Consider the following 14,403-nt stretch of genomic DNA (forward strand, 5'->3'; position numbering starts at 1 on the left):
TGCGGTAATCAGGGTCATCATGCCCCGACGACGGCCGACATGCCGGGACATGAACAGCAGAGGATCTCTCAATGGAGACCAACAACCATAGTGACGAGGACGCAGGCGTACTCGCCTCCATGGGTTACGCCCAGGAACTTTCGAGGAGCATGAAAGGCTTCTCCAACTTCGCCATTTCCTTTTCCATCATCTGTATTCTCGCTGGCGGCATCACTTCGTTCCAGCTTGGTTTTTCATCGCTTGGTGGCTTTGGCGTCGCCGTGGGCTGGATTGTGGGAACGATATTCGCCACCATCGTCGCCTGTTCCATGGGGCAGATTGCCTCGGCCTATCCGACTGCGGGCGGTCTGTATCACTGGTCGTCCATCCTCGGGGGGCGCGGCTGGGGCTGGGCTACGGCGTGGGTGAATCTGCTTGGCCTGATCTTCGTGCTGGCGTCCGTGAATGTCGGCGCTTACACGCTGTTCACACAGCTGATCCTGGGCAATATTTTCGGTGTGGATGTCTCGGGCTGGGGCTACGGGCACCAGATCGTGGGTGTTTCCCTGATTGCGGCATCACAGGCGCTGTTCAATCATGTCGGCATCAGGATCACGAAGATCCTGACGGACTTTTCCGGTTATCTGATCCTGTTCGCAGCTGTGCTGCTGACCGTCATGATGCTGTATTGCGCACCGGGTTTCCACTGGGAGCGGCTGCTCACCATCGTGAACAACACGGGCGCTGCGGGTGGCGACGTCTTCCCTCACTCCGACAGTCTGATCTATGCGTTCTGCCTGTCGCTGATTCTTCCGGCCTATACCATCACAGGCTTTGACGCCTCGGCTCATGTGGCGGAAGAGACGATCGACGCACGGAATGTCGTGCCGCGTGGCATGATCAACGCCGTTCTGATTTCAGGCCTGTTCGGTTTCATCATGGTCTGCTCCTTCGTGCTCGCCATGCCTGATCCGACTGCGTCCGCTTCTCAGGGCGGCGATGTGTTCTTCAACCTGCTCGCACAGCTTCCCGTGCCGAGCTGGCTGCGCAGTCTGATGTATGTGATGATTGTCGTCGCCAACTATCTCTGCGCGCTGGCTGGTATGACCTCCACGTCCCGCATGGTGTTCGCTTTCGGTCGTGACGGCGGACTGCCGGGCTCCAAGCTGTGGCGCTATGTCAGCCCGACCTACCGCACGCCGGTTCCGGCCATCTGGCTGGTGGCGGTTCTGTCCTGCGCCGTGACGCTCTACTCTTCCGCCTTCGCGGCGTTGGCGGCAGGTTGCGCCATCTTCCTGTATGTTTCCTACGCCATGCCGATCGGCGCGGGAATTCTGGCGCAGCGCAAGCGCGATGTGATGACAGGGCCGTTCCGTCTGGGATCGCTGTCCACACCGTTCGCGGTCATAACGGTTCTGGGCTCGCTGATGCTGGTCTGGATCGGTATCCAGCCGCCCAACGACATTCTGATCAGCTATGTGGTGGGTATTGTCGTCGTGCTGCTGGCCGGGTGGTTCCTCGTCGAGAAGAAGCGCTTCAAGGGGCCGCCGCTGGGTGGGCTTGCGCCGACAGCAACAGACAGCATGCTGGAGGAAGAGATTGCCGAGGAACTGAGCGCCAGAACCTGAGTTTTTCTTTTCCCCGTTTTTGCGGAGACGATTTCTGGATTCGGTCAGTCTTTTTCGTCTGACCGAATGACCACGGGACTGTCTGGTCCTGTGGTGTGAAAGACGCGGATGCGAAACCACCATCGTCGTGGTCCGCAAGGCAAAACAGAGGAGGACCGGTTGGCTCCGGTCCTTTCTGCTTCGATGCGTTCTTACATTGCTCCGGAGTGTTCATGTTCCATGGCGGACATTTCTTCCGCAGGCATGGAACTCATCTGCTTCTGCTGATCCCCATCAATCGACACGTAAGTCATCATTCCCTGATCTTCATGATCGAGAATGTGGCAATGCAGCATCGCGTCACCGGTAAAATCCTCGTAGCGCGTGCGCACAACTGTTGTGAAACCCGGCTTCACAAAGAGTGAATCTCGAAACACGTGATACTGGTCACAGAATTCGGGGCTGTAATCCGTGTCGTCTGCGTCATTTTCATTCTTCAGGCGATATTTCAGCTTGCAGCGACCGCCCGACATGAAGATCGACTCACCGGTATTGTCGTCGATGATATCCATGATCTCCACGGGATTGACGTGAATGTGGAAGACATGCTGCCCGGCGGCGGTGCCGGTCCCCATGGTGCGAGCGCCGATCCGCCATTCATCCACGTCGCCAAGATGCACATGGTAAATATGGGTCGGGTCCATGCTGAATGGTAACGCGCTCGTGCCGTCGACCGTCACCAGTTCATTCTGGACAAGGCCGATCATGCCGTTGATGCTCGTGTCCGGCATGGCCTGACCCGGAGGCAGGACCGCACCGGAGGCCAGTGGCATCGTCAGGGAGCCAAAGAAAGCCGTGGGGTGACGGGTGATGGAGAGATCGGAAAGATCCTGACCCGGCGTCATTCCTTCCGGAAAGTAAGCGAAATCGGAAAGATCGAAGCGCACGAGGCGCGCTTTTACAAACGCGGGCAGACCTGCCGAACCTTCCTGCAATAAGCGGCGAATCTGTGTTGTCTCGCTCTGCCGCTCCGTATGGACCATGTCGCCATCATCAACAGACACGACGGCGATCACGGATGGGGATTTGCCTTGCGGGCGCGACCTTCGCGGAACGATCGTGTTCAGCGTGTCGCCACCCTGATCGACAATGCAGTAAAGCCCCGGTTGACGGAATGTCACGAGCGCGTCGCTGCGCTGGCCGGGATAGAGATAATTGATGTCCTTGCGTGAGATGTTCTGTCGGGTCAGCCCGTCCGCAGCGATTTCATACTGCCCTACTGTTTCTCCATCGCAGGTCATTTCCGAGCCGGACTGTCGGGCGTAACGCGGAAGCCTGAGGTGTTTTTCGCTGTCTCCTGAACGTGCTTTCACAATCTGCACGTTGAGCGTGTCATGCACGCCTCCGGCGATCATGCGCCACCGTTCCACATCGCCTGTCCTTACATGCAGGACAGGCTGCGTCTCTCCGTTCACAAGGGTGTAGCGCCCGGAGAGCATCCATGCGTCACGACTGGTGCCGTCGGCATTCGGGCGGCTGCTGATGAACTGGCTGCGGAAATTCTCCACACCGCCTTCGGCGCCTTTCGGGCAGGTCCAGCTTCCTGTCGCGCTGTCCTGAAGCAGGGTCCTGTGTGTCGCATCACTGAAACAGCCATAGGGGATCTGCTCGAACAGCATGATGCGTTCGGCAACTGGCGTTCCGTAACGGTCATGGAGCACCGTGTCGATGTCCACGACCCCGCCATTCCGGGAGCGGTCTGCATAGCGTCGTCTGCCCCGAACAATCAGCGCCCCCTCTTCACCGCTCGCCACGCCGATCGATGTCGCGCCGTGTTGATGCGCGTGATACCAGAATGTTCCGGCCGCATGAGTCGCAGGGATGGCGTAACGATAATCCCATGTGCCGCCTGCGGGCATCACTGTGTGCATGACATTGTCGGCATGACCTTCCGGCGAGACGTGCATGCCGTGAAGATGCAGGTTCTGCCGGTTGAAACATGCTGGCGTATTCAGGGTTTTTGGACAGTCTGAAGCAGGATCGACAGGAAGGTTGTTCTGAAGATTGATCCGCAGTTCATCGCCCGGCGAGACCACGATCGTCGGTGCGGCGAGGCAGCCGTTATAGGAGCGCAGCCGTACGGGGTCGTTTGCGTTTTCCTGTGGATTCCAGATGTGATTGTGTGAATAGGCCAGTGTCAGATCGGCCGTGACTGTCGTGCCGGAACGTCTGACCGTGTCGGCTCCGCAGTTCGACTGTGTTTCCCGCAGATGCGACGACCAGAAACCGGGATGGGATGGTTCTCTGAAGGCGTGGTTGAAAGCAGGGAAATCCCGGTCTTTTACTTCAGGAAACATGATCTGCGCGTGAGTTGGCGCAGATGGGAGGCAGAACAGGGCGGAACTGGCCAGCACCCCTGTACAGTAGAGTTTTTGCAACGACATGAGAAACCCACAGCGATTTCATCACCTTGATTGTTAAAGGCGATTCCCAGCAGGGGGTTTAAATCCATCATTTGTGACGCAGAGTGACAGTTCGATGATGTTCTGATGACACGACTGTTCCGGATGGTCGCTTATTAAAAGACCCTGCGTGATACATCATGAAATTATAAGAAGGTTTCTGGTGAAGCTTTTTCCGGAAAGCCTTGTAGAACAGCGCTTTTTAAAAAGGCGTCACCCAGAAAACGTTTAATATCCTGTCATCGGAAGACTGTTTACAGGCAGTCTTCCGATAAGCCGGACGAATACTTACACCGTGAAGTATTTCGCCCGTGGATTCAGGATCACCAGCGCCGAAGTCGACTGCTCCGGATGCAACTGATAGCCGTCCGACAGCGATATACCGATCTTCTCCGCATCCAGCAGTTTCAGGATCGGTTCCTGATCTTCCAGACGCGGGCAGGCGGGATAGCCGAACGAATAGCGCGAGCCGCGATAACCCTGCGACAGAAGCTTGTCCATGTCGCGCGCGTCCTCGCCGGAAAAACCGAGTTCGGCGCGAATACGCTTGTGCGTGTATTCCGCCATTGCCTCGGCCACTTCCACCGACAGGCCGTGCAGATAGAGATAGTCCTGATAACGGTTCTGCTCGAACCACTCGCGGGCCATGTCGGAGGCTTTCTGCCCGACCGTCACCACCTGCAACCCGATCACGTCCCGCTCGGCGTCATCCACGTCACGCACGAAGTCGGCGATGCACTCGCCGTTCTCACGTGGCTGGCGCGGCATGGTGAAGCGGGCCACCTCGGTCTGCCCGTCTTCTGCGAACAGGATCAGGTCACTCCCCTGACCGGCGGCCTTCCAGTAACCGTAAGCAGCACGCGGCTTGAGGATGTCTTCCGCCTCGCACAGCGTCAGCATCCGACGCAGCACGGGCCGCAGTTCCTGACGCGCCCAGCTGAGGAAATCCTCCAGCGTGCGGCCCTGCTTCTTGAAACCCCACTGGAACTGATAGAGTGAGCGTTCATTGAGGAACGGCAGCACCGCGTTGGTCTCGGCCTCGACCACGCGCGGCCCCCAGAACGGCGGCGTGATGACCGGCTCGTCCTTCGTGACGCGCCGACGACGCGCCTGCGCGGCAACCACATCCACCGGCCCGAATCCGCGTTCCTCGGCGGCTTCCGGCGTGCGCGGCGTGGAGCGTTTCGCCTTGCCTTCACGCCGCTTGGCGATGGCGGCGGCGTAATCGTCGAACTTGCCCTGCGCGACCACGTCCATCAGCGAGAGGCCGTCGAACGCATCGCGGGCATAGGCCACACGACCATGCGTGCCATAGGCGGCGGCGCAGTCGTCCTCGACATAATTGCGGGTCAGCGCCGCGCCCCCGAGAATGACCGGAAGCTCGATCCCCTGCCGGTCGATCTCCTGAAGGTTCTCGCGCATGATGACCGTGGATTTCACCAGAAGCCCGGACATGCCGATCGCGTCGGCCTTCTCGGCGCGGGCGGATTCGATCATGTCCGCTACCGGCACCTTGATGCCGAGATTGACCACCCGATAGCCGTTGTTGGTCAGGATGATGTCCACGAGATTCTTGCCGATATCGTGCACGTCGCCCTTCACGGTCGCCAGCACGATCGTGCCGCGCGCCTGCCCTTCGACACGCTCCATATGCGGCTCAAGCCACGCAACCGCGGCCTTCATCGTCTCGGCGGACTGAAGCACGAACGGAAGCTGCATCTTGCCGGAGCCGAACAGTTCACCCACCACTTTCATGCCGTCGAGCAGCACGTTGTTGATGATGTCGATCGGCGGCATCTCCTTCATGGCTTCCTCAAGGTCGGCCTCAAGCCCCTTGCGGTCACCATCGACAATGCGGTCCTTCAGACGCTCCGGCGCGGTCTCGGCTTTCGCCTTCTTGGCGACATCCGCCGCCTTCCGTCCCTCAAAAAGCGACAGGAATTTCTGAAGCGGATCGTAGTCCTCGCCACGACGGTCGAAGATCAGGTCTTCCGCGACCTTCACTTCCTCGGCGGGAATCAGGTGCAGCGGACGGATTTTGGACACATGCACGATCGCGCCCGTCATGCCCGCCTTCACGGCGTGATCGAGGAACACGGAGTTCAGCACCGCGCGGGCTGCCGGGTTCAGGCCGAAGGAGATGTTCGACAGACCGAGGATGATCTGAATGTCCGGGAATTTCTCCCGGATCATGCGGATGCCTTCCAGCGTCCACTGACCCAGCTTGCGGTCATCTTCCACGCCGGTGGCGATGGTGAAGGTCAGCGGATCGATCAGCAGATCCGACTGCGGCAGACCGTACTGGTCACACGCGAATTCCACCAGCCGCGTGGCGATACGGAGCTTGTCTTCCGCCGTCTTCGCCATGCCGACTTCGTCGATGGTCAGAGCCACGACAGCCGCGCCGAACTTGCGGGCCAGCTTCATGCGGTCATGGGCAATCGCCTCGCCATCCTCGAAATTGATCGAGTTGATGATCGGCTTGCCGCCATGCAGCTTCAGCGCCGATTCGATGACCGGCGTTTCCGTGGAGTCGATCACCAGCGGCGCGTTTACCGAGGAGGTGAAACGGCGGATGACCTCGTCCATTTCCGCCTTCTCGTCACGCCCGACAAAGGCCGTGCAGACATCCAGCGAGTTGGACCCTTCCGCCACCTGCTCACGCCCGACGGCCACGCAGCCATCCCAGTCATGCGCTTCCTGAAGCTCACGCCATTTCTTCGACCCGTTGGCGTTGCAGCGCTCGCCGATGGAGAAATAGGCGTTTTCCTGACGCAGCGGCGTCTGGCTGTAGAGGCTGGCGACGGACGGCACCCATGTCGGGTTGCGCTTCGTCGGCGCCGGACGATGCTTTCCGGACGGCGCACGGCTCCGCAGCATGGCGTCGAGCGCCGCGATATGCGGCGTGGACGTGCCACAGCAGCCGCCGATCATGTTCAGCCCGTCCTCGATGATGAAGCGCTCCATCCACAGCGCCATCTCTTCCGGGCTGAGCGGATAGTGCGTCTGGCCGTTGACCAGCTCCGGCAGGCCTGCGTTCGGCAGCACCGAGATCAGGCGCGGCCAGTTCTCGGCCAGCCAGCGGACATGCTCGGCCATCTCCTGCGGACCCGTGGCGCAGTTCAGCCCGATCAGATCCACATCGAGGCTCTCCACCACCGTCGCGGCGGCGGCGATGTCCGGTCCGACCAGCAGCGTGCCGGTGGTCTCGACCGTGACCTGTACGAAGATCGGCGTGTTCACGCCCATCTCGGCGCGGGCGATCTTCATGCCGTTGACGGCCGCCTTGATCTGGAGCGTGTCCTGACAGGTTTCGATCAGGAAGGCGTCGACGCCACCCTCGATCAGCCCGCGTCCCTGCTCGGCCAGACCGGCTTCCAGCGTGTCGTAATCGATGTTGCCCAGAGAAGGCAGCTTGGTGCCGGGACCGATGGAGCCGAGCACGTAGCGATGACGCCCGTCATCGAACTGGTCGGCGGCCTCACGCGCCAGCGTGCCCGCAATGCGGTTGATCTCGCGGGCGCGGTCCTGAAGATCGAACTCCGCCAGCGTGATCGGAGACCCGCCGAAGCTGTTGGTCTCCACCATGTCCGCCCCGGCCTCGAAGTAGCCGCGATGGATTTCGCGCACCAGTTCCGGACGCGACAGGTTGAGAATCTCGGTGCAGTTCTCCTGTCCCCAGTAGTCCCGCTCGGTTTCAAGATCGAGCGCCTGCACGCGTGATCCCATGCCGCCGTCACACAGCAACACCTGTTCCTGCAGGGCTTCGAGCAGCGGGGGACGGGAAGAGCTTGAGGAGGTCATTTATGGACTACCGGATATTCGGAGGAAGCAACCCGCGTGATACGGGAGAGGACGGCGGTTATTCCAGAGGGCTCCGGTCCTGTCCAGAGAAACGACCATTCGGTGAGGCATCCGGGTTCGGCCAGTGACGCAAACCGGACAGGACGCTGTCCCAAGTCACTGTATGTCTGACAGTATTTGAAACGGAGAGCGGAATACCTTACCCTGCGGCAGGATATTTTTCCTGATTACAGAATGACCCACCTTGATTCCCCTGACCATCACCGAACCGGCCAAATCAGCGTTGTGGGCAGAGGAGCGTCGTCGTACGACTTTTCTGCTCGACACAACGGGCGAGAGGCTTCCCGGAGAAGGATGGGCGCAGGTTGAGCGGCCCGCTCCTGAAAACCGTCGTTTTTCAGGTCTGTCGGTCAAAAAAACATCATTTTCTCCTGGTGTGACGTCAGTTACGACTGGTGAGCTGGCGCGTCATGACAGTTCATGCGCCTGTTGCGTGGGCCGACCGGTGCTGGTCAATCGCCTGCTTTCTCTCATTCAGGAACGTGCGCGGGGAAACTGTACATTCTTTCGCCACATTGCTCTCGTTGTTTCCCCGGAACAGCAGCATGCCGTGGCCGAAGGACTGAAAAGCAGCCCGTTTCTGGGAAATATGTTCAGTATCGAGGTGGAGCAGTAACCAAAAATCATTCTTTCTGGCGGTAATACGCCTTCAATGATTTTGTGGAACAATGCGATTTAGTTTCCGGAAGTTAAATTTCCGGGAGACAGGAAATCATCCGCACGGCATATCGAGGGCAGCGGTCACACGTTTTGTGTGGTAGAGGCCGTTCAGCGTTTCCTGCACAGTGAAACGCGGGCACGTTTTATAGAGGACGATCTGTGGCTTCAGTCGATAACGCGAACGGCACTCCCAATCCCCAGACCGACAGACCGGCGCCTTCCATTATCCGGTTGCAAGCCACCATCGCCGCAGCCCGCTTTCACGGTCTCGAACTGGATATGCGGGATTTCGCCGGCGAACCGGGTGAGAGCAGTCCTTCTCCGGCAACGCTCGTTCGCTGGCTGACCGATCAGGGCGCCGTGGCGAAGGGGATGAACATCAAGTGGCGATACCTCGTCAAGATGAGCAACTCGCCGCCGATCGTTCTCATGTTCCGCGACGGATCTGCTGCGCTGATGGTGAACGCCGACGCCGCCCGCGGCATCGTCTGGCTGCGCGATCCGATGGCCGGAGAGGGCGTCGCGCCGGTTCCGGTCGACGAGATGCGGCTCAATCAGGTCTGGACCGGCGATATCCTGCTGATCAAGCGTCGCAAGGACCAGTCAGAAGCCGACGCGCCGATCAATGCGGCGTGGCTCGCCAAGATGGTGCTGCGCGAGAAAAAGTCGCTGCGTGATATCGCCATCGCCTCGATGACGCTCAGTATCCTGCAGATCTTCCCGCCGCTCATCGTCATGCAGGTCATCGACCGCGTGGTGAACAACCGCTCCATGGCGACGCTGGTCTCGATCACCGCCATCGTGCTGGTTCTGTCCTTCTATGAAGTCCTGCTGTCCTACGGCCGGCGCGAACTGACGCTCGTTCTGACGACGCGTATCGACACCCGGATTTCGCTGCATCTGTTCAACCGTCTGCTGGCGCTGCCCCTCGAATTCTTCGAGCGTGAGCAGGCCGGTAACGTCATCGGTCGTGTCATGGCCATCTACAAGGTCCGTGACTTCATGACCGGCCGTCTCATGTCGACCTTCCTCGACATGTTCACGCTGGTCGTCATCCTGCCGTTCCTGTTCTATCTGAGCTCGACACTGGCCTGGATGACCATCGCGGCTTCGGGGCTCATCGGCCTTCTGGTTGTCGTCTTCATGGGACCTGTCGGTCGCCAGATCGGCAAGCTCATCAAGGCCGAGATGAAGCGTTCCGGCGTGATGTATGAAACCGTCGCCGGTATCCGGACCATCAAGACCCTCGCTCTTGAGACGTCCCGCAAGGAAGAGTGGGATGAGTGCACGGCGGGCGTGGTGCAGGCCAAGCTGGATGTTGGACGTATGTCCAACTGGCCGACCAGCCTCAGCATGCCGCTGGAAATGTTCATCAACCGTGGTGTGATCCTTGTCGGTGCCTATCTTGTGCTGACGGACGCTGCGTCCGTGGGGGCTGGTGCGCTCGTCGCCTTCATGATGCTCGGTGGTCGTGTGGCGTCTCCGCTGACGAATCTCGCCAAGCTGCTCGATGACCTGAACGAGGTCACCGCCTCGCTCGCGGAAGCGGGCACGGTGCTGAACCAGCCGACAGAGACCAAGGCCCTGACGACCGGCATGCGTCCGCGCATCAAGGGAGCCCTGTCCTTTCTTGACGTGAACTTCGTTTATCCGGGGTCCACGGCGAAGGCCCTGAACGACGTCAGCTTCGAGATTCCGGCCGGAACGATGCTGGGTCTGGTGGGGCGTTCGGGTTCAGGTAAATCGACCATCACCCGACTGCTTCAGGGTGTGAGCCGGTCCTATACCGGTTACCTGAAACTGGACGGCGTGGATCTGCGTGAAATCAACCTGACCCATCTGCGTCGCTCGTTCGGCGTGGTGTTGCAGGACAACTTCCTGTTCCGTGGCACGATTCGGGAGAATATTACAGCCGGTCGTCCCGGCCTGACCATCGACGATGTCGTGCGCGCCGCCCGTCTTGCGGGTGCGGAAGAGTTCATCGAACGGATGCCCGCGGGTTACGATACCTGGATCGAAGAAGGCTCGACCAACATTTCCGGTGGTCAGCGTCAGCGTCTCGCCATCGCCCGCGCCGTGATCTGCGATCCGAAGCTGATGATTCTCGACGAGGCGACCTCAGCGCTCGATCCCGAGAGTGAAGCGCTGGTGAACGCCAATCTGGAGCGGATCGGCAAGGGACGCACGATGGTGATCGTCTCCCATCGTCTGTCCTCTCTGGTGAACTGTGACATGATTCTGGTAATGGATCGCGGGCGCGTGGTCGATATCGCCCCTCATGAGATTCTTCTCGAGCGCTGCACGATTTACCGGACCCTCTGGATGCAGCAGAACCGCCACACGGAAGGGCGATCCGGTCCCAGTGCCCCCGCCGATGCTCCGCTGATCGCGGAAGGAGAGTGACCGATGACCCAACAGGACGTTGTGCCCGCTTCCGGTGATGAAGAGAAATCCCCGGACTTCCTTCCAGAAGCGACAGACCCTTTTGCTCCGAATGACCTGCCTCCGGCGCTGCTTGAATTCCATTCACCAAGCGCTGCGCTGGTCAACATGCCGCCCACGGCGACCGCCCAGTACATTACGTGGCTGATTGGCGGCCTTACGCTCGCCAGTGTGATCATCATGAGCGTGTTTCCGCTCAATCGCGTGGTGACGACGCCCGGCAAGATCGTCTCGACCCAGCAGACCCTCGTGGTCCAGCCGCTGGAAACGTCGATCATCCGCAGCATCGACGTGCATGAGGGGGACTTCGTCCATAAAGGACAGGTGCTCACCCATCTCGATCCGACCATCAGCGACGCCGATATCGAGAATATGCGGGCACTGAGCCAGAGCTATTCCGCTGAAGTGGATCGTCTGAGCGCCGAAGCGGAAGGCCGTGATTACGTGCCTGACCCGAGCAACCCGGCGACAACGCAGGAGGCTGCGACGTTCCTGCGCCGCAAGGCCGAGTTCGACGCGAAGGTGAACAATTATCAGGAACAGATCGCCTCGCAGACCAGTGACCTTCAGGGTTTTCTGGCCAATGCGGCGATGTTCGGCGCCAAGGCCAAGGTCGCTCGTGATGTTCACACCATGCGCCTGCGTCTGCAGCAGGATCAGGTGGGCAGCCGTCTCTCCACACTGGGCGCGCAGAGCGAACTGATGGAGAATGAACGGTCCCAGATCGGAGCGCAGCAGCAGGCCGCCAGCGCCCGCAGCAAGATCCGTGCGCTGGCTTCCGAGCGACAGAACTACATCGAGACATGGAAAGCCCAGATCTATCACGATCTCAGTGATGGGCAGCGCCATCTTTCCGAGGCGGAAAGCAATTACCGCAAGGCCAGACTCCGCAAGAGCATGACGACGCTGGTTGCCGGCGAAGATTCCATCGTTCTGACAATCGCCAAGATGTCGATCGGATCGGTCATCACGACCGGCAACGAACTCATGACGCTGGTGCCGGTCGGCAGCGGTCTGGAGGTCGAGGCGCATCTCAACGGTTCGGAAGCCGGCTTCGTGCAGCTGGGCGACAAGGCCCTGCTGAAATTCGCGACCTTCCCCTTCGCCCAGTATGGTGGAGCCGACGCGACGGTTCGTGAAATCAGCGCCGACTCCTTCAGTGCGCAGGGTGGCGCAGGTGGCGGCGGTGGTGGATCTCAGTCACAGTCCTCGGACCCCAGCGCGGCGCAACAGGCCTATTACCGTGTTCGTCTCCGCGTAGACCGGTACACACTGCATGGCGTGCCGTCCTTCTTCCATCCTCACCCAGGCATGCCCGTGACAGCGGACATTCAGGTGGGCAAGCGCACCGTGATGCAGTTCCTGCTCAACAGCATCATGCCTCTGGTCACCGATGGCATGAGGGAGCCATAACGGATATCTGATCTTGTCTGCCTGCTCCGGTCGTTCACCGCTCACGACCGGGGCCTGTCTATCCGGAGCGGCTTATCTGACAGTCTGTGCGGGCTGTCGCACATGATGATCATCCAGCGGTATTCTGCCGATCCAGCCACGCCCGGGGAGGACTGCTCTTGAGTCTGCTTTCACGCCTGTTTACCCGCCGCTCTCCCGAGAAGCGGCTTCAGTATGGTCTCCAGCTTATTGAAGCCGAGGATTTCGCGGGGGGCTTTGCCGAAATCAGCGCCGCTGCCCAGACGGGCATGCCGGAGGCGCAGTTCCGTCTCGCCCGTCTCTATCTCGATGGCATCGGTATTCCACGTGATCTGGTGGAAGGTGGCCGATGGCTCCGCAGGGCGGCGGAAGCTGAATGGATTGAAGCACAGTTCGTACTCGCGACGCTGTATCTGGTCGGTCTGCCGGAAGCTGTCGAGAACGATTCCTTCAATCTGACGGACGTTGCGCAGAATGTGACCGGGCAGCCCAATTTCCATCGGGCGGCGCATTGGGCGAAACTTGCGGCGGATGCCGGGAATCCGGACGCCCAAGCGCTTTACGGCTATGTGCTTAACACGGGGCCGGAAGACCTTCGCAATCCGGAAGAATCCCTTGTCTGGTACAAGCGGGCCGCCGAGGGCGGCAGTCCGCAGGGACATCTGGGTCTCGGACTGGCAGGACTGCATTCCGCCCAGTCGGATGCGGAGCTTGCCGAGGCGATCGAGCATCTCAAGATTGCAGCCGACGCCAATGTCGGTTCGGCCCTCTATCTCATGGGCATCGCCTATGAGCGGGGGGCGGGCGCGCCTCAGGACCCGGTTGCAGCCACCGAGTGCTACGGTAAGGCGGCTGCCCATAATGTCCGCTCCGCGCAGGCCCGTTATGGGCTTGCCCTCCTTGAGGGACGCGGCATTGAAAAGGATACCTCGAAAGGCGAGACGTGGCTGCGTAAGGCTGCGCTCGCTGGCGATCTGGAAGCCTGCGCGCTGCTGGGCGACATCCATGCGCGTGGCGATGATCTGTCTCCCAATTATCTGGAAGCGGCGAACTGGTACCGTCGCGCCGCAGAGGGCGGCCATGCCGCCTCCGCCCGCGCTCTCGGGATGCTGTATCTCACGGGAGCCGGCATCACTCGCGATGAGGATGAGGCAGCCAAGTGGTTCCGCTATGCTTCGGAAAAAGGGGATTCGGCCAGTTCCGCCGATCTGGGCAATCTGCTCCTGATGGGGGGTGGCACAGCCGAGGACAGGCAGGCGACCCGGGCGCTGTATGAAAAGGCGGCCCATTCGGGTGATCTGATCGCGGCCTTCAATTTCGGAGTCTGCCTCGCCGAGGGCGTCGGCACGGAACGGAATGAGGAGCAGGCGGCGCACTGGATGCGCAAGGCGGCTGAAGGGATCATCAACGCACAGTACTGGTACGGCCGGATGCTGATCGACGGTCGCGGTGTCACCGCCAACCCCGAAGAAGGGCGCGAATGGATTCGCAAGGCGGCGGTCGAGGGCATGGCGGATGCCGAGCATCATTACGCACAGATGCTGGTTGCGGGTGAGGGTGGTCCTGCGGATCACGCGGAAGCGTTCACCATGTTCGAACGGGCCGCCAAGCAGGGTAACGCCAACAGCATGTTCGCGCTGGGCGCCATGTTGGGCGGAGGACATGACATTCCCGAAGACCGGCAGCAGGCTCTTGAATGGTTCCGGCAGGCGGCCGAACGCGGGCATGTCGGCGCGCAGCTGATGATGGGGCGTTACCTGACGCGTGGTCTTGTCGGGGAGCCCGACATGGAAGAAGGGCTGATCTGGTATCGCAAGGCTGAGGCAGCCGGTCTGACGCAGGCCAGTGCAGACATGGCGCAGCTGAAATTCCCGCTGCGGGAAGCGAAGCCGGAAGAGCCTGTTGCTTCTGAAGCGGATTCTCATCCCGCCGACTCTCATCCGGCCGTTGGTTAGGGA

7 protein-coding genes are annotated in these 14,403 nt (G+C 60.3%); 5 read left to right on the top strand and 2 right to left on the bottom strand.

Going from position 1 to position 14,403, the window contains the following annotated elements; translation table 11 throughout:
- The first annotated feature begins 71 nt into the window (after positions 1–71).
- A complete protein-coding gene (locus GVI59_RS11395) occupies positions 72–1,607 on the top strand; it encodes an amino acid permease (protein ID WP_173574347.1) in 1,536 nt (511 codons plus the stop codon).
- A 191-nt stretch (positions 1,608–1,798) separates the two neighbouring features.
- Here the strand turns inward: GVI59_RS11395 and GVI59_RS11400 are convergent, their stop codons facing one another.
- The gene (locus GVI59_RS11400; protein WP_242013066.1) at positions 1,799–4,030 is read right to left on the bottom strand and encodes a multicopper oxidase family protein; all 2,232 of its coding nucleotides are present in this window, start codon (positions 4,028–4,030) and stop codon (positions 1,799–1,801) included.
- 306 nt (positions 4,031–4,336) lie between these two features.
- Complete coding sequence (metH, locus tag GVI59_RS11405; protein WP_173574348.1) at positions 4,337–7,852, bottom strand: methionine synthase; 3,516 nt, start codon at positions 7,850–7,852, stop codon at positions 4,337–4,339.
- Between the two features lie 244 nt (positions 7,853–8,096).
- Between metH and GVI59_RS11410 the strand changes: the two genes are divergently transcribed.
- The 4 genes from GVI59_RS11410 (at position 8,097) to GVI59_RS11425 (ending at position 14,400) form a co-directional block, all read left to right on the top strand.
- Positions 8,097–8,528, top strand: coding sequence for a hypothetical protein (locus GVI59_RS11410; protein ID WP_173574349.1), 432 nt, complete (start codon positions 8,097–8,099; stop codon positions 8,526–8,528).
- Positions 8,529–8,851: 323 nt separating this feature from the next.
- Positions 8,852–10,975 carry a peptidase domain-containing ABC transporter gene (locus GVI59_RS11415; RefSeq protein ID WP_194299113.1) on the top strand — a complete coding sequence of 708 codons (2,124 nt, stop codon included), beginning with the start codon at positions 8,852–8,854 and terminating at the stop codon, positions 10,973–10,975.
- A 3-nt stretch (positions 10,976–10,978) separates the two neighbouring features.
- Positions 10,979–12,427 carry an HlyD family type I secretion periplasmic adaptor subunit gene (locus tag GVI59_RS11420; RefSeq protein WP_173574350.1) on the top strand — a complete coding sequence of 483 codons (1,449 nt, stop codon included), beginning with the start codon at positions 10,979–10,981 and terminating at the stop codon, positions 12,425–12,427.
- Positions 12,428–12,585: 158 nt separating this feature from the next.
- On the top strand, positions 12,586–14,400 hold the full coding sequence (locus GVI59_RS11425) for a tetratricopeptide repeat protein (protein ID WP_173574351.1): 1,815 nt from the start codon (positions 12,586–12,588) through the stop codon (positions 14,398–14,400).
- Positions 14,401–14,403: the final 3 nt, after the last annotated feature.

Source organism: Acetobacter sicerae (assembly GCF_011516765.1).
Classification (GTDB): domain Bacteria; phylum Pseudomonadota; class Alphaproteobacteria; order Acetobacterales; family Acetobacteraceae; genus Acetobacter; species Acetobacter sicerae.

What these genes read in the sequence shown, in the direction of transcription:
- metH (WP_173574348.1), bottom strand. Translation starts at nt 7,852, where the DNA reads ATGACCTCCTCAAGCTCTTCCCGTCCCCCGCTGCTCGAAGCCCTGCAG.
- GVI59_RS11395 (WP_173574347.1), top strand. Translation starts at nt 72, where the DNA reads ATGGAGACCAACAACCATAGTGACGAGGACGCAGGCGTACTCGCCTCC.
- GVI59_RS11420 (WP_173574350.1), top strand. Translation starts at nt 10,979, where the DNA reads ATGACCCAACAGGACGTTGTGCCCGCTTCCGGTGATGAAGAGAAATCC.
- GVI59_RS11400 (WP_242013066.1), bottom strand. Translation starts at nt 4,030, where the DNA reads ATGTCGTTGCAAAAACTCTACTGTACAGGGGTGCTGGCCAGTTCCGCC.
- GVI59_RS11415 (WP_194299113.1), top strand. Translation starts at nt 8,852, where the DNA reads ATGCGGGATTTCGCCGGCGAACCGGGTGAGAGCAGTCCTTCTCCGGCA.